The 26,653-nt window shown below is 74.6% G+C and carries 22 protein-coding genes; 11 read left to right on the top strand and 11 right to left on the bottom strand.

Annotation, left to right across the window (positions count from 1 at the left end):
• Positions 1–297 precede the first annotated feature (297 nt).
• Positions 298–1,365, bottom strand: a complete 1,068-nt coding sequence (locus AC5L34_RS15115) for a hypothetical protein (RefSeq protein ID WP_494825769.1) — start codon at positions 1,363–1,365, stop codon at positions 298–300.
• On the opposite strand from AC5L34_RS15115, the gene AC5L34_RS15110 reads away from it, so the two are divergent.
• The 6 genes from AC5L34_RS15110 to AC5L34_RS15085 all read left to right on the top strand — a co-directional run bounded on the left by AC5L34_RS15110 (position 1,343) and on the right by AC5L34_RS15085 (position 10,690).
• Complete coding sequence (locus tag AC5L34_RS15110; RefSeq protein WP_441176020.1) at positions 1,343–2,134, top strand: fibronectin type III domain-containing protein; 792 nt, start codon at positions 1,343–1,345, stop codon at positions 2,132–2,134. The two genes, AC5L34_RS15115 and AC5L34_RS15110, sit on opposite strands and share 23 nt — an antisense overlap.
• A gap of 219 nt (positions 2,135–2,353) precedes the next feature.
• Positions 2,354–4,924, top strand: a complete 2,571-nt coding sequence (locus AC5L34_RS15105) for a fibronectin type III domain-containing protein (protein WP_494825764.1) — start codon at positions 2,354–2,356, stop codon at positions 4,922–4,924.
• A gap of 27 nt (positions 4,925–4,951) precedes the next feature.
• Entirely contained in the window at positions 4,952–5,947 is a 996-nt protein-coding gene (locus AC5L34_RS15100; RefSeq protein WP_494825413.1) for an AAA family ATPase, read from the top strand.
• Positions 5,948–5,959: 12 nt separating this feature from the next.
• Entirely contained in the window at positions 5,960–7,126 is a 1,167-nt protein-coding gene (locus AC5L34_RS15095) for a DUF58 domain-containing protein (RefSeq protein WP_441175968.1), read from the top strand.
• Between the two features lie 170 nt (positions 7,127–7,296).
• Positions 7,297–9,534, top strand: coding sequence for a transglutaminaseTgpA domain-containing protein (locus AC5L34_RS15090; protein WP_441175969.1), 2,238 nt, complete (start codon positions 7,297–7,299; stop codon positions 9,532–9,534).
• Between the two features lie 88 nt (positions 9,535–9,622).
• A complete protein-coding gene (locus AC5L34_RS15085; RefSeq protein WP_441175970.1) occupies positions 9,623–10,690 on the top strand; it encodes a DUF2855 family protein in 1,068 nt (355 codons plus the stop codon).
• Positions 10,691–10,751: 61 nt separating this feature from the next.
• On the opposite strand, the gene AC5L34_RS15080 is transcribed toward AC5L34_RS15085, so the two are convergent.
• The 4 genes from AC5L34_RS15080 to AC5L34_RS15065 form a co-directional block, all read right to left on the bottom strand.
• Positions 10,752–11,396: a response regulator gene (locus AC5L34_RS15080; protein ID WP_441175971.1), complete on the bottom strand. Its 645-nt coding sequence runs from the start codon at positions 11,394–11,396 to the stop codon at positions 10,752–10,754.
• Complete coding sequence (locus tag AC5L34_RS15075) at positions 11,387–12,562, bottom strand: sensor histidine kinase (RefSeq protein WP_441175972.1); 1,176 nt, start codon at positions 12,560–12,562, stop codon at positions 11,387–11,389. The genes AC5L34_RS15080 and AC5L34_RS15075 overlap by 10 nt, the downstream gene beginning before the upstream one ends.
• 81 nt (positions 12,563–12,643) lie before the next feature.
• On the bottom strand, positions 12,644–14,848 hold the full coding sequence (locus AC5L34_RS15070; protein WP_441175973.1) for an MMPL family transporter: 2,205 nt from the start codon (positions 14,846–14,848) through the stop codon (positions 12,644–12,646).
• A gap of 53 nt (positions 14,849–14,901) precedes the next feature.
• Complete coding sequence (locus AC5L34_RS15065; protein ID WP_441175974.1) at positions 14,902–15,723, bottom strand: DedA family protein; 822 nt, start codon at positions 15,721–15,723, stop codon at positions 14,902–14,904.
• Positions 15,724–16,367: 644 nt separating this feature from the next.
• Between AC5L34_RS15065 and AC5L34_RS15060 the strand changes: the two genes are divergently transcribed.
• Positions 16,368–18,128, top strand: coding sequence for a substrate-binding and vWA domain-containing protein (locus tag AC5L34_RS15060; RefSeq protein WP_441175975.1), 1,761 nt, complete (start codon positions 16,368–16,370; stop codon positions 18,126–18,128).
• A gap of 53 nt (positions 18,129–18,181) precedes the next feature.
• Here the strand turns inward: AC5L34_RS15060 and AC5L34_RS15055 are convergent, their stop codons facing one another.
• The 4 genes from AC5L34_RS15055 to AC5L34_RS15040 form a co-directional block, all read right to left on the bottom strand.
• Entirely contained in the window at positions 18,182–18,973 is a 792-nt protein-coding gene (locus AC5L34_RS15055; RefSeq protein WP_441175976.1) for an SDR family oxidoreductase, read from the bottom strand.
• A complete protein-coding gene (locus AC5L34_RS15050; protein WP_494825762.1) occupies positions 18,970–19,944 on the bottom strand; it encodes an LLM class F420-dependent oxidoreductase in 975 nt (324 codons plus the stop codon). Before AC5L34_RS15050 ends, AC5L34_RS15055 begins: the two co-directional genes overlap by 4 nt.
• Positions 19,945–20,095: 151 nt before the next feature.
• Positions 20,096–20,740 carry a response regulator gene (locus AC5L34_RS15045; protein ID WP_441175977.1) on the bottom strand — a complete coding sequence of 215 codons (645 nt, stop codon included), beginning with the start codon at positions 20,738–20,740 and terminating at the stop codon, positions 20,096–20,098.
• 53 nt (positions 20,741–20,793) lie between these two features.
• Positions 20,794–21,900: a sensor histidine kinase gene (locus tag AC5L34_RS15040; RefSeq protein ID WP_494825408.1), complete on the bottom strand. Its 1,107-nt coding sequence runs from the start codon at positions 21,898–21,900 to the stop codon at positions 20,794–20,796.
• A 112-nt stretch (positions 21,901–22,012) separates the two neighbouring features.
• Between AC5L34_RS15040 and AC5L34_RS15035 the strand changes: the two genes are divergently transcribed.
• The 3 genes from AC5L34_RS15035 to AC5L34_RS15025 are packed head-to-tail and all read left to right on the top strand — an operon-like array spanning position 22,013 to position 24,400.
• Positions 22,013–22,744 carry an ABC transporter ATP-binding protein gene (locus tag AC5L34_RS15035; protein WP_441175979.1) on the top strand — a complete coding sequence of 244 codons (732 nt, stop codon included), beginning with the start codon at positions 22,013–22,015 and terminating at the stop codon, positions 22,742–22,744.
• Complete coding sequence (locus AC5L34_RS15030) at positions 22,741–23,505, top strand: ABC transporter permease (protein WP_441175980.1); 765 nt, start codon at positions 22,741–22,743, stop codon at positions 23,503–23,505. Before AC5L34_RS15035 ends, AC5L34_RS15030 begins: the two co-directional genes overlap by 4 nt.
• 10 nt (positions 23,506–23,515) lie before the next feature.
• Positions 23,516–24,400, top strand: coding sequence for a DUF1028 domain-containing protein (locus AC5L34_RS15025; RefSeq protein ID WP_494825406.1), 885 nt, complete (start codon positions 23,516–23,518; stop codon positions 24,398–24,400).
• 73 nt (positions 24,401–24,473) lie between these two features.
• Here AC5L34_RS15025 and AC5L34_RS15020 read toward each other — a convergent pair whose 3' ends face one another.
• On the bottom strand, positions 24,474–25,142 hold the full coding sequence (locus AC5L34_RS15020; RefSeq protein ID WP_494825404.1) for a maleylpyruvate isomerase N-terminal domain-containing protein: 669 nt from the start codon (positions 25,140–25,142) through the stop codon (positions 24,474–24,476).
• A gap of 109 nt (positions 25,143–25,251) precedes the next feature.
• On the opposite strand from AC5L34_RS15020, the gene AC5L34_RS15015 reads away from it, so the two are divergent.
• The gene (locus AC5L34_RS15015) at positions 25,252–25,704 is read left to right on the top strand and encodes a YbhB/YbcL family Raf kinase inhibitor-like protein (protein WP_494825403.1); all 453 of its coding nucleotides are present in this window, start codon (positions 25,252–25,254) and stop codon (positions 25,702–25,704) included.
• Between the two features lie 4 nt (positions 25,705–25,708).
• Here AC5L34_RS15015 and AC5L34_RS15010 read toward each other — a convergent pair whose 3' ends face one another.
• The gene (locus AC5L34_RS15010; protein ID WP_494825401.1) at positions 25,709–26,605 is read right to left on the bottom strand and encodes a phosphatase PAP2 family protein; all 897 of its coding nucleotides are present in this window, start codon (positions 26,603–26,605) and stop codon (positions 25,709–25,711) included.
• Between the last annotated feature and the right edge of the window lie 48 nt (positions 26,606–26,653).

Below are 26,653 nucleotides of genomic sequence, written 5' to 3'. Positions count from 1 at the left end.
GCCCCGGCAGGCGTGGGCCCCGCCGATGCCGCCCCAGGTTCCGGCCCCACCGCAGGCACCGCATGCCCCAGGGCGGGGACAGGCCACCCCGTACGCCACTCCGCCGCAGCGGATCCCCCAGCCGCCGACCATCCCGCCGCCGCCGGTCGTGCCCGCTCCGCCGGGTTCGGCCCGCGCCGCCGTACCCCCGCCTCCGGCCGTGCCGCCCTCGACGGCCGTCCCGGCGCAGCCGCCGTACGGCCCGCCGGTGCCCATCCCGCCGCCCCCGGTCGTGCCGCCGGTGCCTACGGCCGCCCCTCAGGTGCCGCCGGTGCCCGTGCCGCCGCCCCCGGTCGTCCCGGCGCAGCGCCCCGCACCGGCGTCGCCGCAGTCTCCCTGGGCACCTTCCTCGGGGCCGACCCAACCGCCGGCGGTGCCGGGTCCCGCCACGCCGTCACCGCCACGTGCCGCCCCGCCGGCGGCGGCCGGGGTGGCCTCGGTCGTTCCCGCTCCGAGGCCAGCGCCGACGACGGCGGCCCCGGTGTCGTCCCCGCCTGCCGTGACGCCGCCCGCGGCCCCGCCCGCTCCGCCGCCTCCACGCCAGGTGGCCGCCGCTCCCGAACCTGCCGCAGCCGACGTCCAGTCATCGACGGCAGCAAGGCCGACCGTAGAGGCCCCGCGCGCATCCGCGCCGGAGGCGGCCGCCTCGACGTCGCAGGCGGCGGTCCCGACGTCGGAGGCGGCGGCACCGCCGGAGGTGCCGGAGCGCCCGGCGGGGCCGGCCCCCGGGTGGGCCAAGCCGACCATCCAGGTCAAGCAGATCGAACCGCTGCTCGCCGAGGAGATCGCTCGCGCTGCCGGCACTCCCGCCGAACCGGACGTTCCGCTCAGCCCCGCCCGGTCGTCCGAGGCGTCGCCGCCCGGCACCCCACCGGCGGCGGCGCACGCCACGCCGGTCAGCGCACCGCCGGTCAGCGCGCCGCCGATCAGCGCACCGCCGACGCCCTCGGTCAGTGCACCGCCCGCGCCACCGACGAGCAGCCCACCCATCAGCGCACCGCCCGCCCACCCCACGAGCAGGTCGCCGGTCAGCGCACCCCCTGCCCACCCCACGAGCGGCCCGCCCAGCAGCGCGCCGCCCGCGCCGCCGGTCAGCGCGCCACCCGCGCGCGGGACGAGCAGCGCGCCCGTCAGCGCGCCGCCGCGGGGCGTCAGTACGCCGCCGGTGCCCCCGCTGCCCCCGATCCCGCCCCCGCCGGTGGTGCCACCGCCGGTCAGCGCACCGCCCGCTCTTCCGCAGCAGTTCAGCACACCCCCCGGCGTCCAACCGCCGGTGAGCGCCCCGCCCGGGGTGCAGTCGCCGGTGAGCGCGCCGCCGTGGAGCATGTCCGCGCCGCCGTGGAGCAGCACGGCTCCCCCGCAGGCGCTCACGGGCCCGACGACCGACGCCGACAGCGACGCCGAGCAGCCGGACGTCGAGGAGGAGCTGGAGCGGGCCGAGTCGCAACGGCAGCGCGACGAGGTGGAGCAGGCGGAGCCGGAGCGGGAGCGGGTCGACGACCTGCCGCCGGCGTACCTCGACATCGACGAGACGTTCCCGATGAAGGCGCAGCCCGTACGGGCCCGGCCGACGGCCGAGCACCCCGTACAGCAGCAGGCGCCGGCCTTCCCGCCGCCACCGGCGTACCCGATGATGCCGGAGCCCGAGGAGGGCGGCCGCAACCGGACGGCGATCATCGTCGCGGTGGTCGTCGCGGTCCTGGCTGTGGTGGCGCTCGTCGGTGTGGGCGTGCTGGTGCTCACCCGCGACGCGGCGCCGCCGGCGGGCCCCGCGACGCCCGTGGCGGCTGCCGCGACGTCGGCCGCCGGCCCGCCGCCGGGCGGGCTGACGCTGACGGACGACTCGGCGACGGTCACCCTGAAGTGGACGGACCCGGCGGGTGGCGGGGTGCCGTTCATGGTGGCCGGCGGCCGGGTCGGGCAGGCGCTGGGCGTGATGGCCACGGTGGACCCGGGCCGGACCAGCTACACGGTCAACGGGCTGAACTCGCGGGTGGACTACTGCTTCACGGTGCTGGCGGTCTACTCGACGGACTCGTTCGCCACGTCGGGGCAGGTCTGCACGGAACGGGAGGGCGACACGCCGTCGAGCTGACCCGTCGTCGCGGCGTGGCGCACACGCTGGGTGTCCACAGGGGGACGGTGCGGGTTCCCCCGCCCCCGACCGGGCCATATGATGGCAGCCGGCTCAGGGGAGGGTCGCCGGACATGGCGCGCCACCTGCCAGGGACGACACGGGAGGCAGCCGGTAGTGGCCACCATCGACGACGCCGGGCACGCCGGCACCGGTCCCCCGCGTCCCCGGCCCCGCCGGATGCGCGGCGGGGTCGTCACCATCGCGACGGTCGCCGCGCTGCTGGCCGCCATGGGGCTCACCGTGCACGGGCTCGGCGCGGCGGACAACGCGGTGGCGAGCCACGACGCGAGTTCCTGGCTGTGGAGCGCGGCGCGCAGCGAGCTGGCCCGCGTCAACGGGATCACCGCCCGGGTCGACACCCGGGTCGGGGTCCCGGGTGCCCGCCGGCACCCGATGCAGGTCACCCAGACCGACCGGCTGCTGGTCCTGCGGGACCTGAACACCGGGCAGGTCAGCTCCCTGGACCTGGCCACCCTCCAGATCACCGCGACCGCCCGGACCACCCCTGGGCTGGGCGTCAACGTCGCCCTGCACGAGGACGCGGCGTTCGTCGTCGATGCCGTGCAGGGCGTCGTCCGGCAGCTCGACCCGCGGTCGCTGACGCCGGTCGGCGAGCCGGTGCGCTACCCGCCGGGCATCACCGGCGGGTCCTTCGACGGCGAGGGGCGGCTGTGGATCGCGGTGCCGAGCGAGGGCACCGTCTCGGCGATCACCGCCGCGCCGCTGCCGTCCGCGCCCGCGTCGGCCGCGCCCGCCGGGGCCGGCCTCAGCCCGAAGAAGGTCGAGACGTACGACGTCGCGGACGCCAGCCACGAGCTGGTGGTCTCCACCCTGGACGACGGCGTCGCGGTGCTCGACCGTACGGCCGGGACGCTGGTGACCGTGCAGCGCGGCAAGGTACGCACCACACCGCTGACGATGACCGCGCCGGGCGCCCTGCCGGCGCGCACCAGCGGGCCGGACGTGCCCGTGACGGTGCCCGGCGAGCGGCGGGTGCACGTGGTCGACGACGACGGCGCGGTACGCGCGTTCACCGTGCCGGGCGCGGGCGACAAGATCAGCCCGGCCGTGGCGTGGGCCGGCCGCTACTACTGCGCCGACGAGGCGTCCGGCACGGTCTACGCGTTCGACTCCGGCGGGCAACTCGTCGACACCATCCGGGGACGGGGGACCGGGCCGCTGGAGCTGGAGGTGCGGGAGAACCACCTGTTCATCAACGCCCCCGACTCGGCGACCGCACAGGTGGTGAACGACAGGCACCAGGTCCGCGAGGTCGACAAGTACGCCAACGACGTGCTCGGCGGCGACCCGCCGCCGGCTCCCCCGCCGCCGCCCCCGCCGAAGAAGCCCGAGGTGGGCAAGCCAGGCGCGCCGCGCGGCGTCACCGCCGCCGCCGGCAACTCGCAGGCCCGGGTGAGCTGGCGCCCGGCCCCGGCCAACGGGGCGGAGATCGTCCGGTACGTGGTGCAGGGCGCGGGCCAGCGCGTGCAGGTGGGCGCCAACCAGCGGGCCGTGGAGATCAAGGGCCTGACCAACGGCGAGACGTACCGGTTCTCGGTGCACGCGGTCAACGCGAAGGGCGACGGTCCCGCGCGCACCAGCAACCCGGTGACGCCCACGGCCGCCGTGCCGGACCCGCCGGCCGCCGTCACCGCCCAGGAGCGCCCCGACGGCACGGTGCTGGTGAAGTGGCCGGCCGCGAACGGGCAGGGCAACAGGATCGCGAAGTACGTGGTCACGGCCACGTCGGCGGGCACCAACGCCCCCGCCGGCGAGTCCCGGCGGACCGAGCTGGTGGTGCCGGCGGGCGAGCTGGAGTACGGCACGCAGTACGCGTTCACGGTGGTTGCGGTCAACGACCGGGGCGCCGGCTCGGCGGCCTCGCCGGTGAGCAACACCGTCGTGCCGTACGCGGCGCCGGAGCGCCCGGGCGAGCTGCGGGCGAGCACCGTGGCCGACCGGCCGGGCGCCGTGGCGGTGCGGTGGTCCCCGGCGGCGGCGAACGGTCGCCCCGTGACGAAGTACGTGGTGGACGTGGGCGGGCGCAGCAGCGAGGTGACCGACACGCAGGCCACGGTGGACGGGCTGGGCAACGGCCAGAACGTCACCGTGAAGGTGCGGGCGGTCAACGAGGCCGGCCCCGGCCCGGAGGCCACCACCACGGCCCGTACGGTGGCCGAGCCCCGCGTCACCGTGACGGGCTCCTCGGCCACCGCCACCTCGGCGACGGTGACGTTCACCGTGGACGCCGGGGGCGGCAAGGCGACCTGCTCACTGAGCACCGGCGGCGAGCCGGCGAAGACCGGGAGCTGCTCCAGCATCACGATGACGGGCCTGACGCCGGGCACGAAGTACACGTTCACCGTGACGGCGAGCAACGCCGCAGGCGAGGGCACCGCCACCCGCGCCCAGGCCACCGGCGCCCTCTACGGCATCGCGACCTGCCGCAACGGGCCTGACGGCGACCAACGGACGTACTGCGACAAGGACGTCGACGGCCGCAACGGCAACGAGATATTCTCGGTGCCCCGCCAGGACAACGACCGGCAGGTCGGCTGGGCCAAGCCCGGCACCCGGCTCAAGGCGTACTGCAAGAAGTCGGGCGAGAACGTCGACTCCTGGATCTACAACGACCAGAAGCAGAGCACCTGGTGGGTGCAGGTCGACTACAAGGGACGCAACTACATCCCCTGGGCCTGGCTGAACCTGGAGGGCGGCGACGACATCAAGGATCTGCCCACCTGCTGACCCACCCAGGCAAGGAGCACCACCGCCGTGAACACCCCAGAACCGCTCACCCAGCCGGAGGTGCAGGGCTTCGCCGCTCTCGCCGCCCGGCTGGCCGAGAACGTCAACGCGGTGGTGCTGGGCAAGCCCCAGGTGGTCCGGCTCGCGCTGACCGCGCTCTTCGCCCAGGGGCACGTACTGCTGGAGGACGTACCGGGGGTCGGCAAGACCACCCTGGCCCGGGCCGTCGCGGCGACGGTGAAGGGGCAGTGGCGGCGCATCCAGTTCACCCCCGACCTGCTGCCCTCCGACGTGTCCGGGGTGACGATCTTCAACCAGGCCACCCGGGGCTTCGAGTTCCACCCGGGGCCGGTCTTCGCCAACATCGTCATCGCCGACGAGATCAACCGGGCGTCGCCGAAGACCCAGTCGGCGCTGCTGGAGGTGATGGAGGAGCGCACCGTCACCGTCGACGGCGTCCGGCACCCGGTGCCGCAGCCGTTCCTGGTGGTGGCCACCCAGAACCCGGTGGAGATGGACGGCACCTACCGGCTGCCCGAGGCCCAGCTCGACCGGTTCCTCGTGAAGCTCTCCGTCGGCTACCCCGACGAGGCCGTCGAGGTGGAGGTCCTGCGCGGCGCGACGGTCCGCTCCCCCGAGGCGCTGACGGCGGTCACCGACACGGCCACCGTCGGGGAGATGGTGCGCATGGCCCGCCGGGTGCACATCGCCGAGCCGCTCTACGCGTACGCGGTGCGGCTGGCCGCGGCCACCCGCAACCACCCGCAGGTGCGCGTCGGCGTCAGCCCCCGGGGCGTGATCGCGCTGACGCGGGCGGCGTGCGCGTACGCGCTGATCGACGGGCGCGGCTGGATCATGCCGGAGGATCTGAAGACGCTGACCGAGCCGGTCTTCGCGCACCGGCTGCTGCTCACCCCCGACGCGCAGGTACGCGGGGTGAGCGCCGCCGAGGTGCTGCGCCAGGCCGTCGCCTCGGTGCCCGTGCCGCTCCCCTCGGGCCAGCCGGCCCCGGCCCAGGGCTGACCGGCGACGCCGGTGTCCGCGCTCACCGCCCGATGCTTCGGGCTGCTCGTCGCCGCCGTCGTACTGCTCGGCGTCGGCTTCCGCTTCGCGTACCCGGAGCTGACGCTGCTCGGTGCGGCGGCCGGCATCGCCGTCGGCTACGCCGCGCTGACCGCGGCCTGGCGACCCCGCCTGGAGGTGACCCGCAGCGCGGATCCGGACCGGGTGGCGCGCGGCGAACCGGCGATGATGACCCTGACGGTGCGCAACGCGGGGCGGCTGCGGGCGGCGAGCCTGGTGGCCGAGGACCGCTGCGGGGGCCGGTCGGTTCCGGTGCCGCTGCTGCGGCTGCGGCCGGGCCGCGACAGCACCGTCCGCTACGAGGTGCCGACCTCCCGACGTGGCGTGGTGCCGGTGGGGCCGCTGCGGGTGACCCGGCGCGACCCGCTGGGCCTGGTGGCGCTGTCCCGCCCGTACGGCGGCACGGTGCCGGTCTGGGTGCACCCACGCGTGCACCCGCTGAACGCGGTGCCCACGGGCGCGGGGCGCAGCCTGGACGGCCGGGTGGACAAGGTGCCGCACGGGTCGATCACCTTCGACTCGCTGCGTGAGTACGTGGTCGGCGACGAGCTGCGCCGGGTGCACTGGCGGACCAGCGCCCGGGTGGGCGAGCTGATGGTGCGGGAGAACGTGGACACCAGCCTGCCCCGGATCGTGGTGCTGCTGGACAACCGGGCGGCGGCCCACCCGCAGCGCGTCGACGGGGTCGCCGAGTCGTTCGAGTCGGCGTGCGAGGCCGCCGCGTCGGTGCTGGTCGCCGCGTACCGCGAGGCCCTGCCGGTGGTGCTGCTGCTGGTCGCCCGGGAGTCGGACGACACGTCGGCGGGTGGCGACGCGGCGGCGCAGGGGCCGCTGGACCGGCTCGCGGCGGCGGAACTCGCCGACGCGGGCGACCTTCAACCCACCACCGCCCGGCTGCGCCGGGAGCGGCTCGGCGACACGCTGGTCTTCCTCACCGGGCCGGGCGGCCGCGACGACCTGGGCGCGGTGGGGGCGCTGCGGGCCGCGTACCCGTCGGTGGTCGTGGGGGTCTTCGGGGCGACGGAGCCGGCACCGTCGGGCGCGGCCGGCCTGGTGGTGATCGACGCCGCCGACGGGGCGGCGTTCGCCGCCGAGTGGGACGGGGTGCGCAGGTGGTGACGGTGGCCGGGGGCGTTCCCGACGGTCCGGCAGGGCGGAGCACCGGCGGCGTCGCGACGGACACCGCCGGGCCGGCAGGTGGCGGTGGCGGTGGGGCCGCCGGGCCGGCAGGTGGCGGTGGGGCCGCCGGGGCGGCAGGTGGCGGTGGGGCCGCCGGGGCGGCGCGGGCGGTGGGGAGGGCGCTGCGGGCGGTCCCGGTGCCGCTGGCGCTGGTCGCGATGATCGGCCTGGCCGGCGCGGTGCTCGGCCGGGTGTACGCCGGGCCGCTGCTGACCTGGCTGGTGCTCGGCGCGGCGGTCGGCTCGGTGCTCGTCAGCGTGGCGGCCCGCCGGCTGCCCTCGTGGCTGGTCGCGCCCGTCTCGGTGCTCGCGATGGTGGGCTGGACGGCCTGGTCGCTGCGGCTCACCGCGACCCGGGCCGAGCTGCCCGGGGGCCTGGCCGAGGTGACCGCGGACGCCGCCGCGAACGGCATCCCCCGGCTGCTGACGGCGATGATCCCGGTGGAGCCGACCCCCGACACGGTGCTGGTGCCGCTGGTCGCCGCGTGGCTGGCCGGCCTCGCCGGAGCGGAGGTGGCGATGCGGGCGGGCCGGGTGCTGCTCGGCTACCTGCCGCCGGTGCTGCTCTACGCCGCCGCGCTCTACGTCGTCGGCCCGAACGCCGATCCGGCGATCGGGCCGACGCTGGCCCTCGTGGCCGTGGCGGTGCTCGGGCTGGCGGTGCCGGCGCGCGGCGCGGCCGGTGCCGACACGGCCGCCGGGCTGGCCCCGGCGGTCCGCGCGGCCGTCCGCGCCCGGCTCGCCGCCGCCTCCGCCGCCGGCCTCGCGGTGGTGCTCGGGCTGGTCGCGCTGCTCGCTCCGCTGGTCGCCGGCCAGGTCGACGGCCGGCCGGTGGATCCCCGGCGCTACGTCGAGCCGCCGCAGGTGGAGACCCTCGACGAGAACCCGCTCATCCGCATCTCCGGCTGGGCGCTGAACCCCGGGCAGCAGCTGCTCGACGTACGCACGCAGCGCCCGGGCCCGCCGGGTTCCGCGCCCGCCCCGGACGGCGGGCCGGGCGCCGCCGGACGCCCGGTGCCGATCCGGCTGGCGGTGCTCAGCGACTACGACGGGGTGACCTGGCGCGTCGGCGCGACGTACCGCAACGCGGGGCGGATCCTGCCCGTGACGGCGCCGGCGCCCGACAGCACCGTGGAGACGGTACGGCAGGAGATCACCGTCGCCGGGCTCAGCGGCCGGCTGCTGCCCGCCGTCGCCACCCCACGCCAGGTCACCGGCGCACGGGTCGCGTACGACCCCACGACCGGGACGCTGATCCGCCCGGAGGGCCTGACCCCCGGGCTGCGCTACAGCGTGACGTCGGCGCTGGAGACGCCGGACGCCAACCTGCTCGCCACGGCGGACGTACCGGCCGGCGAGGAGGTGGCCCGGGTGCTGCGGGTCGCCGACGGGGCGCCCGATCCGCTGCGCCGCCTCGCCGCCCAGCTCGCCGAGTCCAACGGCGCCCCGTACGCGCGGGCCGCCGCCGTGGAGCAGTTCCTCGCCGAGCACTACCGCCTCGTCGCCGACGCGCCCAGCGGGCACGCGTACCCGAACCTGACCTTCTTCCTCTTCGGACCCCGCAACGCCGGCGGGCAACGGGGCACCTCCGAGCAGTTCGCGGCGGCGTTCGCCGTACTGGGCCGCCTGACCGGGCTGCCGACCCGGGTGGTGGTGGGCTTCCGCGCCGCCGGCGACGGTCCCGTCCGGGCCGGCGACGCGTACGCGTGGCCGGAGGTGCTCTTCGAGGGGCTCGGCTGGGTGCCGTTCGACCCGCTGCCCCGGCCCGACGAGGAGCCGCGCCCGGTGGAGGAGGACTTCCGCCCCGCGCCGGAGGACCCGCCCCCGTCGGAGGTGCCGGAGCCGACGGTCGAGCCGACGGCGTCGCCCGAGCCGGTGGCCGCGCCGGGCGGGCCGGCCGACGCCGGGCCGTCGACGGCGCTGCTGGTCGGCGGCGGTACGGGCGGCATGCTGCTGCTGGTCGTGGCCGCGCTGCTCGCGCTGCTGCTGATGCGCCGGTCGCTGACCCGGGGGCGGCTGGAGCGGGGCGACCCCGGCCAGCGAATCGCCGGCGCCTGGCGGGAGGTCACCGACGCGCTGCGCCTGGCCGGTCACCCGGTCGGCGGGGACCTCTCCGCCTCCGAGGTCGCCGCCCGCGCCCGCGCCGTGCTCCCCGTCGGGGCGGACGTCGAGGAGCTGGCGGGGCTGCTCAACCGGACGGCGTTCGCCCCGGGCACCGCCACGGCGGAGCAGGCCGCGCGGGCCGCCACGACGGCCGGCGACTACGTCGCCGCGCTGCGCGCCGCCCGGCCCTGGTGGCGCCGGCTCCTCTGGTCGGTGCGCCCCGGTCCCCTGCGCTGGTCCCGCTGAACCGGTGCTCCGTCAACCCGGCCGGCGAGTGGGATTTTGCACTCACAGTGCACTTGTCTCGGCGCTGCGGTCTGCTTAGCGTCGGCCCATGCCTGCTTCCTGGACCTTCGCCGTCGCTCGTGACGACCTCAGCCGGACCACCCTCGTCGAGGGCGCGACGCCCGCCCTCACCGACGGCGAGGCACTGCTGCGGGTCGACCGCGTCGGCCTCACCGCCAACAACGTCACCTACGCGGTGCTCGGCGACTCGATGCGGTACTGGCAGTTCTTCCCGCCCGGCCCCCGTGGACTCGGACCGCAGTGGGGACTGCCGCCACTGTGGGGCTTCGCCGAGGTGGTCGAGTCGACGGTCGACGGGGTCACGGCCGGGCAGCGCGTCTACGGCTACCTCCCGCCGGCGGGCCACCTGGTGGTCCGGCCGGACCGGGTGGACGCCTCCGGGTTCCGCGACGCGAGCGGGCACCGGGCCGACCTGCCCTCGCCGTACAACGCGTACCGGGCGACCACCGGCGACCCGGCATACCGGGAAGGCCAGGAGGACCTGCTGGTCCTGTTCCGGCCGCTGTTCTTCACCTCCTTCATGCTGGCCGACCAGGTCGTCGACAACGACTTCTACGGGGCGCAGTCGCTGGTGCTGTCGTCGGCGTCCAGCAAGACCGCGTACGCCGCCGCGTTCGAGCTGCACGGTCGCGGCCCGCGCCTGGTCGGGCTCACCTCCCCCGGCAACCTGGCGTTCACGCGGTCCCTCGGCTGCTACGACGACGTCGTCTCCTACGACGACATCGACGCCCTCGACGCCGTACCGACCGTCTACCTCGACCTGTCGGGGGCGCCCGCCACCCGCGCGGCCCTGCGGCGGCGCCTCGGCGACCGGCTCGTCCGCGACATCGCGGTCGGGCTCACCACCCAGACCCCGAACGCCGACGCCGCCGAGGAGGTGTTCTTCGCCCCGGTGCAGATGCGCAAGCGCCGCCAGGACTGGGGTCGCGACGGGCTCGACCAGCGGTTCACCGACGCCTGGCAACGGTTCACGGGAGTCGTGAGCGGGTGGCTCGACGTCCGCACCGGATCCGGGCCCGACGCCCTGGAGCGCGCCTGGCTGGAGGTCCTCGCCGGCCGGACGCCACCGCGCGTGGGTCAGATCGTCCGACTGTGAACGACGCCGCGGCGCGAGCCCGCACGCAGCCGTCGCGCTACGGGCCGGCGAACCTGCACGACTAGCTGCCGAGGTAGTGCAGGATCGCGAGAACCCGGCGGCTGTAGCCGGTCACGTGGGAGAGGTCGAGCTTGTCGAAGATGGTGTTGATGTGCTTCTCGACCGCGCTCTGCGACACGTGCAGGCGTTCGGCGATGGCGGCGTTGGTGTGCCCCTGAGCCATGTGGTGCAGCACGTCGCGCTCCCGCGGGGTGAGGCGGTTGAGCGGGTCGCTGTGGCTCGTGGCGGACATGAGCTGCCGGACGACCTCGGGGTCGAGCGCCGTGGCACCGGCGGCGACGCGGTCGAGTGCGTCGAGGAAGTCCTCGACCTGGGCGACACGGTCCTTCAGGACGTAGCCGACGCCTTCGGACCGGTCGGCGAGGAGCTTCGCGGCGTAGCGCTTCTCGACGTACTGGGACAGGACGAGCACGGCGATGTCAGGCCAGCGGCGGCGGATCTCCAACGCGGCCCGCAGTCCGTCGTCGGTGTTGGTGGGCGGCATGCGGACGTCGGTGACGACGACGTCGGGACGGTGCTGTTCGACGGCGGTGACGAGCTGGTCGGCGTCCGCGGCGGCGGCCAGCACCTGGTGTCCCTCGTCGGCGAGGAGGCGGACCAGCCCTTCGCGCAGCAGGGTGGAGTCTTCGGCGAGGACTATGCGCACGGCAGTTCCGCTCGGATCGTCGTGGGGCCACCGGGTGGGCTGTGCAGGTCGAACCGGCCGTCGAGCGCGGTGACCCGGCGGGCGAGGCCCTGCAGGCCGCTGCCGTGCGGGTCGGCGCCGCCGATGCCGTCATCGTGTAGGCGCATCTCGATCGTCGTCTCCCGCGCCTCGATGTCGATGGCGATCAGGGTAGCCCGGGCGTGTTTGGTGGCGTTGGTGATCGCTTCGCAGGCGACGAAGTACAGCACGGTCTCGATCGGTCGGGCGGGCCGGACGGGCACGTCATAGCTGATCTTGACGGGGGTCGCCGATCGTTGCGCCACCATGCTCAGCACCTCGTCCAGGGTGGTGTGGTCGAGTGCGGCGGGGTAGACGCGCCAGGCCACGTCCCGCAGCTCGTCGATGGCGCGTTGGGCGTCCTCGTGCGCCTGGGCGAGAAGTGCGCGCGCCTTGTCGGGGTCGCGGCTGCGGCGTGCCCGCCCGAGCAGCATGCCGAGGGCGACGAGGCGTTGTTGCAGCCCGTCGTGCAGGTCGCGTTCGATGCGCTGGCGCTCGGCGTCGACCGCGGCGATGACGCCGGCCCGGCTGACCGCCAGTTCGCTGATCCGCCGCTGCAACGCCTGGCGCGTGTGGGATTCGAGCAGGCTGCGGGCCAGCCACCGGTCCAGTGTGGCCACGCTGGCCATCGCCTGGAGGTTCACGACCAGCAGGGCTGCCCCGATGAGCCCCTGCGACAGGAAACCGGCCAGGGTCATGGTGCCCGCCACGAAGGACCGCACCACGATGGCGGCGAGCACGGCACCGACCACGAGCAGGCCGACGGTGAGCGCGCCGAGCGCCGCCGGCAGGAGCCGGGCGGCGAGATAGCCGAGAACCCGCGGTCCGCTCGCCCGGACCGGTGGCGGGGTTGGTTCCAGGGCGATGGCGGCCAGGCGGCGCCGCTCCCACCCGGCGAAGCCTCGGGCGTACCGGAGGGTGGTGGCGCCGACGCGGTGGCGCGCCGCCGACGCCGGCGAGACCGCGACCATGGCGAGCCCGGCGAGGAGCAGGAACAGCAACTCGGCCCCGGCGGTCAGGACACCGACCGCCACGCCCGCCACCGGCCGGCCCCTGCGGGCCACGGCCTCGATCCACGACCACCGACCGTACGCCTCGCGCTCTGGCACGTTGCCTCCCTCCGTAGCTCGTGTCGTCCCGTTCGGTGGCGGGCGGTCGCGTGCACCCGCGGGTCCGCCCGCCCACCCTGGCTACCGGTCACCGGCGACCATGATGACCTGCGTGTCGGCGTCGCTGTCGCGCGATGTGACATCGCTCCTGCGGCGGCGGGTGAGGAATCGCGGGGCCCACCAGTTCGCCTCGCCGAGCAGTCGCATGAGTGACGGCAGGACGACCGCGCGGATGATGGTGGCGTCGATCAGGATCGCGGCGGCGAGCCCCACGCCGAGTTGCTTGAACTCGACGATCGACAGGGTCGCGAAGATGCAGAAGACGGCGACCATGATGATCGCGGCACTGCTGACCGTGGACGCCGACGAGACGATGCCCTGCTCGATCGCCTGCCGGGTCGGTACGCCGCGCTGGACCGCCTCGCGGATGCGGCTCACCACGAACACGTGGTAGTCCATCGAGAGCCCGAAGAGGATCACGAACAGCATCAGCGGCAGCCAGGACACGACCGCGCCGTTGGAGGTGAACCCGAGCAGGTCCTCCGCCCAGGTGTGCTGGAAGACCAGCACCAGCAGCCCGTACGAGGCGGCCACCGAGATCGTGTTGAGCAGGATCGAGGTCAACGCCACCACCACCGACCGGAACGTGACGAGCATGACCAGGAACGCCATGCCGAACACGAACGCGACGACCGGCGGCAGCGCCGCCGCCATGCGGTCGCGGAAGTCGGCATCGCTCGCCGTACGCCCGGCCACCGCCCACTCCGTGCCCGCGACGGTGCCGACCGTCTGCGGCACCAGTTCGTCGCGCAGCCGTCGCAGCGACAGCGTCGCGTCGCTGCTGTCGCTGGCGCCCGCAACGCGCACGGTGGCCAGGAAGACCCTGCCGTCGGCGGACCTGCGCACCGTCGGGGGGCGGTCCTGGGCGAACCGGCTGTCCCCCTCGATCCGCGCGGCGAGCTCGGCGATCTCCCGCTCGACAGCCGGCCCGCCCGCGGCGTCGGTACGGATCGCGACGACGTGGCTGGTGCCCAGGTCGTTGCCCGGGAACGCCTGCGCCAGGCGGTCGTAGGTGCGCAGGATCGGGATCGAGCGGGGCAGGTCGGTGGAGGTCGGCCGCTTGAGGTTCATCTCCAGTGCGGGGATGGCGACGACGACCAGCACGCCGACGGAGGTTACGAACGTCGGCAGCGGCGCGCGCAGCGCCGGACGCAGGACCACCGCCCAGAAGCGGCTGCGTTCCGCCCTCTGGATCCGCCGCCCCAGGAAGGGCACCCGTGGCCGGTCCACCCATCGCCCGAGGATGACGAGGATGGCCGGTAGGACGGTGAGGGATCCGATCACCGCCACCCCGACGACCAGGATCGAGCCGGTCGCCATCGAGCTGAACGCGTTGTCGCCGACCAGGAACAGGCTGGCCATGGCGACCATGACGGCGACGCCGGAGACGAGGACCGCGTGCCCCGAGGTGGCGGCTGCGATCTCGACCGCGCTGCGATGGTCACGCCCACGTGCTCGTTCCTCCCGCTCGCGGCGCAGGTAGAACAGGGAGTAGTCGACGCCGACCGCCAGGCCGATCAGCAGGATGATGCTGCTGACCAGTTCCCCGGCCGGGAAGATGTGCGAGGCGAACTGCGCGAGTCCCATGGCGCCGGCCACGGCCGACAACGCCAGCACGACGGGCACTCCGGCGGCGATCAACGCGCCGAAGCTGAACAGCAGGATCACCAGCGCCACCGGCACGCTGATCAGCTCCGCCTTGACGAAGTCCGCCGCCAGCGTCTCGGTCAGCGCCTTCGACAGCGACGCCGACCCCACCTGTTCCACCCACAGGTCGGGATGCCGCTGCTGCGCCCGCCCGATGGCCTCCAGCAGCGGTCCGACCCGCGCGTCGGCGTCCTTCGCCACACCGGTCATCTCGACCTCGACCAGCACCGCGTCGCGGTTGGGGGAGGTGACCGGGTCAGCGACCCTCGCCACCTCGGGCATCGTGCGCAGCTGCGTCGACAGGCCGGCCGCCACCGCCCGGGCACCTTCGAGATCGAGCTCGCCGGTCCGCGCCGTGATCAGGACACTCTCCACTGCCGGGGCGGCGGGGAACGCGCCGGCCTGTTCGATGCGGTCCGCGCGGGCCAGTTCCCCGTGCAGGCTGTCCTGCGTGGTGGCCTTCACCGTGCCGACCAGGCTGCCACCGACCACGCTGGCCACCACGAAACACAGCCAGGCCGTGATCGCGAGCCAGGGATGGTTGGCGCTCCACCGACCGACCCGCGTGGTGAACGGCACGCGGACGGCATGCCGTCGGCGGCGACCCGCCGGTGCGGGGTTGCCCACGCCCGTCATCGGCCGTCCTCCGACCGGCGCGGGGTTCCGTACACCGTGCCGCGTACGGTTCGCGCCGGGACGCCGGAGTGACCGTACGGCTCCACAGGTGCGACCGGCCCGTACGGTCCGCACCTGTCCGCCTCCACCTCGTTCCCCGCCGCCGGTCGCGGACGGCGCGTCCTGACCAGCCGGGAGACGACGAAGTACCCGACGGCGAGCGCGCAGGCCACGATGACGACGTTCTGGAACGTCCCGACGTACGGCTCGACGGCGTGCCAGTTCTCCCCGAGCAGGTAGCCGGCCATCACGAACAGGGTGTTCCAGATCAGACTGCCCAACGTGGTGTAGAGCAGGAACGTGGCGAGCGGCATCCGCTCCACACCGGCCGGGATGGAGATGAGGCTGCGGAAGATCGGGATCATGCGCCCGAGGAAGACGGTCTTCACCCCGTGCCGGGCGAACCACGTCTCCGTCCGGTCGATGTCGCTGACCTTGACCAACGGCAGCCGTGCCGCGATGGCGTGGACCCGGTCCCGCCCGAGCGCCACGCCGACGTAGTACAGCGCCACCGCGCCCGCCACCGAACCGATCGTGCTCCAGAGGATCGCGGCGAACAGGTTCATCCTGCCCTGCGCGGCGGTGAACCCCGCCAACGGCAGGATCACCTCGCTCGGGATCGGCGGGAACAGGTTCTCCAACGCGACCGCCAGGCCGACACCGGGGGCGCCGAGCCGCTCCGTCAGCTCGGTCACCAACCCGACCAGACCGCCCTGCGACGGATCAGACTCCTCGGCCAACCGGCCAGCGTGCATCGACACGTGCCACAAACGGATCATGCTGATGACGCTATGAACTCGTTACGGCCCGGACCATGAGGTCGACCGCCGGCCTCAGCGGTTAGACCGCAACCGCCGGGGTGCGGAAAACCGCACCCCCACCGACGGCCGTAGCAGGCCCGTCCGCACCGGATCCGGGCCCGACGCCCTGGAGCGCGCCTGGCTGGAGGTTCCCGCCAGCCGTACGCCGGCACGCGTGGGTCAGATCGTCCGACTGTGAGCGGCGCTGCGGCGTCAGCCCCGCGACCGGCTGCTGGCGGACGAGCCACTCACGCCCTCTTGCGCGACGAATCCACCGCCGTCGTTACTTCCGGTCGTACTGCGAGACGACACGACACGCCGAAGGCGAGTGGCTTTCGTGCCGCCGAGCCGTGACACCATACCTCTGTCGTCCGTCGCCTCGGCGCGGCTCGTCAAGGCTTCGGTGGAGTCACGATGGCTGGGCTGACAGGGGCAGCGATGCCGGGCACCACGCCGCTGGGTCCGTGTGATCCGCGCACGGCGGGGCCCTGCCAGCCCATCGGGCGGCCGGGCGTGGGCGGCCGAGGCGTCGTCCACCGGGGCAGGGACGGACACGCCTGCCGGATAGCGGCCGCCCCGGCAGGCCATCGCCGACGCCACCACCGCACCCCTGGAGGGACCAGATGGTTTCAGGTCGACCGACTGCCCGGCCGTGGCTGCCGTACGCCGCGGCCATCGTGGCCGGATCCGCGGTCATCGCGGCGGCCTACCTGATCGCCCGGCCGGCGGCGGACGTCGGGTGCACGCCGCTGGAGGTCAGCTCGTCGATCGAGAAGGACGTGCTACTCGGCGAGCTGGCAGAACGCTACAACAAGAGCGATCGGCGAGCCGGCGGCCGGTGCGCCATGGTGACCGTGCACGGACTCGCCTCCGGTGCGTCGACGGACGCGCTGGCCGGCGACTGGGCGGTCAAGCAGCCCAACCTGCCACGGCCGCAGGTGTGGTTGCCGACGTCGAGCCTGTGGACCGGGCAGTTGAAGTTGCTGGACGAGGCCGCCGGACGCCCGGCGCAGACCCCCGGCCGGTACCCGTCGATCGCGAACAGCCCGCTGGTGATCGCGATGCCGCAGCCGAAGGGGAAGCACCTCCAGCAACAGGGTCCACTCGGCTGGGGTGAGGTCCTGGGCTCGTCCGGGCGCACGGGCTGGGCCACCTTCGGTCGCCCCGACTGGGGACGGTTCAGCTTCGGCAAGGTCAACCCGAACCTGTCCACCTCCGGACTGGCGGCCACGATCGCGAGCTACTACGCGGCCATCAACCGGGCCAGCGACCTAACCGAGAGCGACGTCGCGAATCCGGCGGTGACCCAGTTCGTCCGCCGCATCGAGGCCAACGTGTCCCACTACAGCGACGACATCGTGGACCTGTTGAAGGACCGCGCCGAGGCGGACCTGTCCAGCGCCGACACGGCGGCACCGACGGACATGAGCGCCGTGGTGACACAGGAAGAACTGGTCTACCAGTACAACGAGGGGAAGCTGAGCCCGACCCCGGGCGAGAAGCCGAGGGTCCCGCTGGTCGCGATCTATCCGAAGGAAGGCACGTTCAACCTCGACCACCCGTACGTGGTGCTTCCCTCGGCCAGCCCGGAGCAACGCGACGCCGCCGCCGACTTCCTGAAGTTCCTCCAGGAGCCGCCGCAGCAGCAGAGCTTCAGCCGGCACGGGTTCCGCGACCACGAGCGGAACGCGGCCGGCCCGCTGATCGCCGCCGTCGGCGGGCGGGGGGCCGAGAACCTCACCTACTTCGACCCGCCGGATCCCACCGTGGTCAAGGCGATCCTCACCGGCTGGGGCACGCTCCGGAAGAAGGCCAACATCCTCGTGGCCGTCGACACGTCCGGGTCGATGAACGCGAAGATCGGTGACCGGACCAGGTTCCAGGTGGCGACCAGGGCCGCCACCAAGGGCTTCGGCCTCCTGAACTCCGAGGACAAGGTCGCGCTCTGGTCGTTCTCGTCCGAGACCCAGCAGCGGCCGAAGTCGCCGTACAGCGAGGAGGTCCGGCTGTCACCCTTCGACCAGAAGTCACTCACCAGAGAGATCGACAATCTCCACGTCGAGGGCGGCACCGCGCTGTACGCCACCGTACGGGCGGCACACCGGCACATGCTCGATCACTACGACCAGTCCCGGATCAACGCGGTGGTCGTGCTGACCGACGGCACGAACGAGTACACCAAGGACAACAACCTCGCCCGGCTGCTGGAGGATGTCGCGTTGGATCCGGAACGACCGATCAAGATCTTCTGCATCGCCTTCGATGAGAAGTCCGATTTCGGGACGCTGGACCGGATCGCCAAGGCGTCCGCGGGCAAGGCGTTCGACGCCCGCGACCCGGCGAAGATCGACGACGCGTTCGTCAAGCTCGTCAGCAGCTTCTAGCGCCACGCGACAGCGCCCCGCACGCGGTGCGGCGGCGATCCGCGCGGCCGGGTTCAGGAACGCAGGCGGCGGACGAGTTTGCGCAGACCGGACTGCCAGCCGTCCGGGTCCTCGGCCTTGCGGCGGGCGTAGTCGGCCACCTCGGGGTGCGGAAGGATCAGGAAGCGTTCCTCGGCGAGGCCGGCGACCACCGCGTCGGCGACCTGGTCGCCGGTGAGCACCGCGCCGGAGGCGGCCACGACGCGGGCGCCCAGGTGACCGGCGGCCAGCCCGTCGGCGAGCATCGGCGTGTCCACGCCCTGCGGGCACAGCGCGCTGATCCGGACGCCCTGGTCGCGGTAGGTGACCGAGAGCCATTCGGCGAAGCCCACGGCGGCGTGCTTGGTCGTCGCGTACGGGGCGTCGCCGACCGAGGTCAGCACGCCCGCCGCCGAGCAGGTGTGCAGCAGGTAGCCGCCGCCCCGGGCGAGCATCGCCGGCAGCACCGCGCGGGCCGCGTAGACGTGGGAGAGCACGTTGACCCGCCAGGCACGGTCCCAGCCCGCGTCGTCGACCTCCATCCCCCCGCCGGAGGTGACGCCCGCGTTGGCGCAGAACAGGTCGATGCGCCCGTACCGCTGCTCGGTGTCGGCGACCAGCGCGCGGACCCGCTCCTCGTCGGTGACGTCCAGCCCGACGGCGTGGGCGACCGGGCCGAGGCCGTCGGCCACCGCGCGGGCCGCGTCGGCGTCGAGGTCGGCCACCACCACGGCGGCGGCACCCTCGGCGGCGAAGCGGCGGGCCAGGGCCGAGCCGATCCCCCCGGCCCCGCCGGTGATCACCACCACCCGGTCGGTCAGGTTCACCGCGACCCACCCCCACCCAGGCGCGTGATCAGGTCCCCCAGCGCCGCCGCGCCACCGGCGGCGAGCTCGGGGGTGGGCAGCAGGGCCAGCACCGGTACGTCCACGCCGGCGTCGGCGTAGCGGCGGACCTGCTCTCGGCAGTGCTCCGGCGAGCCGTGCAGCACCAGCGCGTCGACGACCTCGTCGGGCACCGCCGCACCCGCGCCGCGCCGGTCCCCGGCGGCCCAGGCCTGCCACATCGGCCCGAGCACCCCCTCCCGGCCCAGCCAGCGGTGGAACTCGGCGTACGCCGGGACGGTGAGGTAGCTGGTGATCAGCCGGCGGCCCAGGGCGCGGGCGTGCGCGGCGTCCTCGGTCGGACAGACGAAGATCCGCGCGACCACCTCGAAGCCGGGGCGCCGCTGGCCCACCTCGGCGAGCGCCCGGGGCACGTCGGTGGCGGCGAGCCAGTTGAGGATGACGCCGTCGGCCTCGGCGCCGGCCAGCCGCAGCATGCCGGGGCGCAGCGCGGCGAGCAGCAGCGGCGGCGGCACGGCGGGCCTGCGGTCCAGGGTGAAGCGGCGCACGGCGAAGGTGTCGTACTCCTCGTCCACGGTCTCCCCGGCCAGCGCCGCGCGCAGGAACCGCAGCACGTCGCGGGTGCGCCGGAACGGCTGGTCGAAGGGCACGGCGTTCCAGTTGCCGACCACGACCGGCGAGGACGCGCCGATGCCGAGCGCGAACCGGCCGGGGGCGGCGTCGGCCAGCGCCGCCGCGCTCATCGCCAGCAGACCCGGACCCCGGGTGAAGACCGGCGTGATCGCGGTGCCCAGGCGCAGCCGGGGCTGCCAGGCGGCGGCGAGCGCCAGCGGGGTGAACGCGTCGGCCCCGTTGACCTCCGAGGACCACACGTCGGTGAAGCCGGCCCCGTCGAGGGCCGCGTAGATCGCGGCGTGCTCGGCGAGCGGGATGCCGTCCAGCGGCACGGTCATGCCCCATCGCGTCGTCATCGGTCGATGGTGCCCGCTCGCCGGGCCGCAGAGCAAGATCCCGTTGAGGATCCCACATCCATCGAAGCCAGCCGACTAACGCGGTGGGGCGACCGTCGGCCCGGACGCGACGACGGACGAGACTCGGTCGGCGCTACCTCAGGACGCCCTCGTGCAGCGCCCGCAGCACCGCGTTGGTGCGGTCCCGGGCGCCGAGCTTGAGCAGGATCGCCGACACGTGGTTCTTGACCGTCCCCTCGGCGAGGAAGAGCAGGCCGGCGATCTCCCGGTTCGTGTAGCCCTCGGCGACCAGTCGCAACACGTCCAGCTCCCGCTCGGTGAGTTCCTGCGACGGCGGAGCGCTCACCCCGACCGGGGACGGCGCCGAGCGGATGGCGCGCAGGAGCCGATCGGTGATCGACACCGCGATGAGCGTCCCGCCCGCGGCGAGCGTCTCGACCGCCCGGGTCAGCTGCTCCAGCGTGACGTCCTTGAGCAGGTAGCCCCGCGCTCCCGCCCGGAGGGCGTCGAGGACGAGGGCCTCGTCGTCGAAGGTGGTGAGCACCAGCACCGGTACGTCCGCCTCGCGCTCGCGTAGCCGTCGAAGGACCCAGATGCCGTCCCGACGCGGCATGCGCAGGTCGAGCAGGACGACGTCGGGGCGGGTCGCGTCGATGACGTCCAGGGCCGCCTCGCCGTCGTCCGCCTCGCCGACCACCTCGATGCCGGCCATCTCGAGCAGGGTGCGGATGCCCTGCCGGACCAGCGTCTGGTCGTCGACCACGACGACCCTGGTCACCCCGGTACTCCGGTCGTTCCGGCTGCCCGGGGCGTCCGGCCGGACCATGCCGGTCACCGGGCCGGCATCCGGGCGGTCACCCGGAAACCCGCGCCGCCGTCGTACGCGACCTCCCCGCCCAGTGCCGCGAACCGCTCGGCTAGGCCCCGCAGCCCGTTGCCGGGGATCACGTCCCGAGCGCCCTGCCCGTCGTCGACGGCGGTCAGTCGGATCGCGTCACCGTGGCGGACGACCGTGACCGCCAGCCCGCGCGCACGGGCGTGGCGCAGGGTGTTGGTGATGATCTCCTGTACGGCCCGGACGAGTGCCGCGACCTGTTCCTCGTTCGCCTCGACGTCCTCCCCCACGTCGACCGTCACGGCGAGTCCAGGGATGTCGCGGCCGACGTCGCGCAGCGCCTCGGCCAGGTCGGCGGCGCCCCCGGCGCGCAGCGCGCTGACGGTGTCGCGGACGTCGGCGAGCACCTCCCGGGCCACCCTGCCGGCCCGTTCGACATGCTCCCGCGCGGGGTCGCCCTCCCGGTGCCGGGCCGCCTCCAGCTCCAGGCTGAGGACGGTGAGCTGGTGGCCGAGCAGATCGTGCAGCTCGCGCGAGATGCGCAGTCGTTCCGCCGTGCGGGCGGACCCGGCCAGCAGCACGCTGGCCGCCCGCAGATCCACGTGCGCCCGGGTGAGCTCCCGACGGTGCTGCTGCTCCCGTCGGACCGCCGTGACGCTGAACGCCGTCGCGATCTGGATCAGCCCGTAGAACACCCCGGACGCGAGCGGCTCGACCGGGCCGTCGTGGACCCGGCTGACGGTCAGGGCGATCACGACCGTGTTGAGCGCGACCACCACCAGGTTGACCGGCAGCCGGACGGCCTCCGGCCCGAGCGCGACGATCACCACCAGCAGGATCGGCAGCATGCCGGCGCGGGGGGCCGTCGCGACCACGCCCCAGCCGGCGACCACCGCCGTGCCGTAGGCCGCCCACCTCAGGACCGGACGGCCCACCTCGGCCACGGCGACGAGCGCCGCGCCCAGGGTGAGCACGAACAGCCCCACCCACACCGGTGCCGGGATGTCGGGGTCGACCAGGCCGAGCATCACCGGCGACCCGACGCCCACGCACACGACGAGCATCACCAGGCCGGACCACTCATCGAGGCCGAGCCGACGCATGCGGCCACCCTAGCCGCCGCGGCCGGCGGGCCTCGGGTGCCGAAAGTCATGGCCGGAGAGGCTGACCTCCGGCACGGGCGGCGGACGGGTGGCACCGACCAGCATGGGAAGCATGACGCAACCCGCCATCGAGGTCGAGAACCTCCACAAAAGGTACGGCGACGTCGTCGCCGTCGACGACGTCAGCCTGACGGTGGCCCCCGGTGAGGTGCTGGGTGTCCTGGGCGTCAACGGCGCCGGCAAGACGACGATGATCGAGCTGATCGCCGGCCTGCGGGTCCCCGACCGGGGCAGCGTCCGGGTGCTCGGCCTGGACCCGCGCCGCGACCGCCCCGCCGTACGCCAACTGCTCGGCGTGCAGTTGCAGAAGGCCGAGCTGCACGCGGCCCTGACCGTCGGTGAGCTGATCGGCCTCTACCGCAGCTTCTACCCCGACCCGCGGCCCGCCGACGAACTGCTCGACCTGGTCGAGCTGCGGGGGCAGACCAGGACGCGGTTCGAGAAGCTCTCCGGCGGCCAGCAGCAGCGCCTCTCCATCGCTCTCGCCCTGGTCGGCCGCCCGCGGGTGGTGATCCTCGACGAACTCACCACCGGGCTGGATCCCCGCGCCCGCAGACGCATGTGGGCGGGTGTGGAGGGGCTGCGCGACGAGACCGTGCTGCTGGTCAGCCACGCGATGGACGAGGTCCAACGGCTCTGCGACCGGGTCGTGCTGCTCGACGCCGGCCGGATCGTCGCCCTGGACACACCGGCCGGGCTGGTCGCCCGGGCCGGCGTCGCGAACCTGGAGGAGGCGTTCGTCCGCCTCACCGGCAAGGAACTCGTCACGGAGGAGTACGCATGAGCGAAATGACCGCACGGCGGCCCGGGGTGGGCTCGTGGCTGACCCTGATCGGGTGCGAGGCGAAGATGGTCGTCCGGGACACGGCCGGGCTGGTCGTACCGATAGGGCTGCCGCTGTTGATCCTGGTCATGAACGCCGCTGCCGCCGGGGACCAGGAGGTCGCCGACGGGCGCTCCGCGCTGGACCTCTTCGTCCTTCCGCTGGTCTTCACCATCGTCCTCGCCACGATCGGCATCGTGAACATGCCGAGCTTCCTGGCCTACTACCGCCGCAGCGGGCTGCTGCGGCGGCTCGCGGTCACCCCGGCGTCGCCGGCGATGGTGCTCGTCGCCCAGATGGTGGTGAGCCTGGTGCAGGTGATGGTGGGGATCGGGCTGGCGTACGCCGTCGCCGTCGTCGGCTTCGGCGCCCGTCCGCCGGCCGACGTCGGCATGGCGCTCGCCGTGGCCGGGCTCTCGGTGGCCGCGATGTACGGGCTGGGCATGATCGTCGCCTCGGTGGCGCCCACCCCGAACTCGGCGGTCGCCATCGGCCTGGTCGCCTTCTTCGCCCTCGGGGCCCTCGGCGGGTTGTTCGGCGGCACCTCCTCCCTGCCGGAACCGGTGGCCCGGGTCGCCTCGTGGCTGCCGTTCGGCGCCACCGTCGAGGCACTCTCCAGCGCCTGGGCGGGGGCTTCGGTCGACGCGTCGAACCTGGCGGGCCTGGCGATCACCGCAGTCGTCGGTGCGGGCGTCGCCGGGTTGCTGTTCCGCTGGAACTAGGCTCCACAGCGTGACCTTCTCGCTCGTCGCCCGCTCGGCCGACGGCCGCCGCCACGGCGTCGTCGTGGCCAGCAGGTTCCTGGCCGCCGGCGCGCTGGTCCCGGCCGCCGAGGCCGAGGTCGGCGCGCTCGCCACCCAGGCCCACGTCAACCTCGCCTACCGGCCGCAGGGGCTGGCGCTGCTGCGCACCGGCGTCGCTGCCGCCGACGTGGTGGCCGGGCTGGTCGCCGCCGACCCGGACCGCGACCATCGCCAGCTCGGTGTGGTCGCCGCCACCGGCACCGGCGCCACCTGGACCGGCCCCGCCTGCCACCCCTGGGCCGGCGGCCAGTCCGGGGACGGCTGGGCCGCGCAGGGCAACATCCTGGTCGGTCCGCAGGTCATCGACGCGGTCCGCGACGCCTGGCTGGGCGGGGCCGCGCTGCCGTTCGCCGACCGGCTGCTGGCCGCGCTGCGCGCCGGGGACCAGGCCGGCGGCGACCGGCGCGGCCGGCAGAGCGCCGGGCTGGTCGTGGTCGAGCGCGGCGGCGGCTACGACGGCACCGGCGACGTCCTGGTCGACCTGCGGGTCGACGACCATCCCGACCCGGTCGCCGAGCTGGGGCGGCTGCTCGCGGTGCACACCCTGCTGTTCACCCGGCCCGACCCGGCCACCCTGCTCGACCTGACGGGCGCGGTCGCCGCCGAGGTCGGCGCGCTGCTGAGCGCGCTCGGGCATCCGGTCGATCCGGCGGGCCCGGAGGAGGCGCTCTTCTCCTGGGCGGGCCTGGAGAACCTGGAGGAGCGCCTGGTGCCCGGCCGCATCGACCCGGTCGTGCTGGACCACCTGCGCAAGGCCGTGCCGCACGTGCCCGCCCCGCGTCCGGCGCCTGACCCGCTCGCCGCCGACGCCTGACCCGCGCCGGGCCGTGCCGGTCCGGGCCTGGCGGGGCGGCGTACCCGGGGCCGGGATCGGGGCCCTGCCCGGATCAGCCGCCGAAGGAGAGCCAGCGGAAGCCGGCGGCGTCGACGACGGCCCGCTCGCGGGCCGTGAGGGCGGCCCGGCCGGTCGCCTTGCGGATCAGCGTGAGCCGGTCCCAGCCGAGCGCGGCCGGGACCGGCCGCCCGCCGGTGAGCAGGTCGGCGACGACCTGCGCCGCGGTGGGCGTCAGCCACGGCCGCCGCCCGAGCGCCGCCGCCAGGTCCAGGCCGTGCACGCCGACCTCCACGACGCGGGTACCCAGGAACTCGCCGAGCGCCATCGCGTCGCCGTGCCGGGTGCGTACCACCCGGTCCGGCGGTGCGGCGTCGACGGCGTCGAGGGCGGCGCGCCAGGCCCGGCCGAAGTCGGCCACCAGGGCCGCGCCGTCGAGTTCCCGGGCCTCCCGCCGGCCGGCGTCGACGCGGGCGGCGTCCACGGGCGGGGTGAACTTGGCGGCGCCGAAGTAGGCGGCGGCGTCGATCCGCGCCTCACCCGGGGCCGGCGCGGCGAGCATGTCGACCAGCCGGCCCGCACCGGTGCGTACGTGGGCCAGCAGTTCGCGTGCGGTCCACGGCCGGCAGTCGGTCGGGCGGTCGAGATCCGCCTCGTCGACACCGCGCAGCACCTCGCCGAGGCGCTCGCACTCGTCCCGGAACGCCGCCCGTACGCCCTCCACGGTCCCCTCCCCGTCCCGTACGCCCGTCCGACCCTCTCACACCCGGCGCGGGCCGTTTCGGGGCCCGCCCGGCGGGTACGCGCGGCGGGCCGACGAGAGGAGCGCCAGGATGGCCGGGATCATGCTGCGCAGCACCGCGTTCAACGACCACGACATGCTGCCGAGCCGCTTCTCGAAGGAGGGCGGCAACGTGTCGCCGCCGCTGGAGTGGGCGCAGGTGCCGGAGTCGGTGGCCGAGCTGGTCCTGCTCGTCGAGGACCCGGACGCGGGGAAGACGCCGTTCCTGCACTGGCTGGTCACCGGGATCGCGCCGAGCGCCGCCGGCTCGCCGGAGGGGGGCGTGCCCCTGGGCGGCCGCGAGTGGCCCAACGGCTTCGGCACGACCGGGTGGGGCGGTCCGCACCCGCCGCGGGGCGACGATCCGCACCGGTACTTCTTCCGGCTCTACGCCCTGGACCGACCGTTGGAGCTGCCCGGGGCGCCGCAGGCCGACGAGGTGCACCGGCTGCTCGTGCAGCGGGACGTCGCGAGCGGCACGATGGTGGGCACCTACTCCCGTTGAGGCGTCAGCCCTTGACCCGGGGCACCAGCCGGTGCACGGCGGCGAGCACCAGTGCCATCACCACGCCCATCGTGCCGACGATCCCGGCGGCGCTGCCCGAGTAGCCGACGAGCAGCGGCCGGCGGGCCAGCTCGGCGGGCAGCACGGGCGGGTCGCCGCGCAGGTCGACCAGCCAGGCGAGGGCGAACCCGCAGGCCACCACCGCCAGGGCGCCGCCGACGCCGAGCACCGTCGCGGCGACGCGGTGCGCGTCGGCCGACTCCACCTGCGCCTGCTCCCGCTGGGTGATCAGCAGTACCAGCCCGGCCAGCGCCGCCCAGACCCCGACGATCAGGAACGCGGCCACGGCGTCGCTGGGCCGGTGCCAGCCGGCGGAGAGGGTGGCGACCCCGGCGATCGCGGCGTAGCCGGCGCCGAGGAACGCGCCGAAGACCCGTACCGTGCGGGGCAGGACGAGCACCAGGGCCACCGCGACGGACGCCGCGACGGTGGCGTGCCCGCTGGGCAGGCTGTTGCCGGCGTAGATCCGTTCGGGGTCGATACCGAAGTCGGGCCGGGTCAGGCCGTACTTGAGCAGCTGGGTGGTGGCGTTGGCACCGGCGATCAGCAGGGTCGCCGTGACGGCCAGCGCGACCCGGCCGCGGATCAGGGCGATGAAGCCGATCACCGCGGTGGCCGCCAGCAGCGAGACGACCGACATGGCGTTGAGGATCCGGTCCACCGGACCGTCGATGCGATCCTGCCCGATCCGGTTGCCGGTCAGGGCGACGGTGTCGACCCACTGGCCGATCTCGACGTGCACGGCGACCCGCCACACCGCGATGAAGGCCGCCGCCTGGACGATCGCCAGGACGACCAACCAGACCGCGGTCCAACCCCTCGGCGTCGCTCGCACCCGCACACCGTAGCGGCAGGCGCCCCCCGGTCGGCGGGTGGCCTGCCGGTCGGG

Source organism: Micromonospora sp. ZG13, assembly GCF_059359355.1.
The sequence above is the reverse complement of the archived record's forward strand: the minus strand, read 5'-3'. Positions and strand labels throughout refer to the sequence as shown.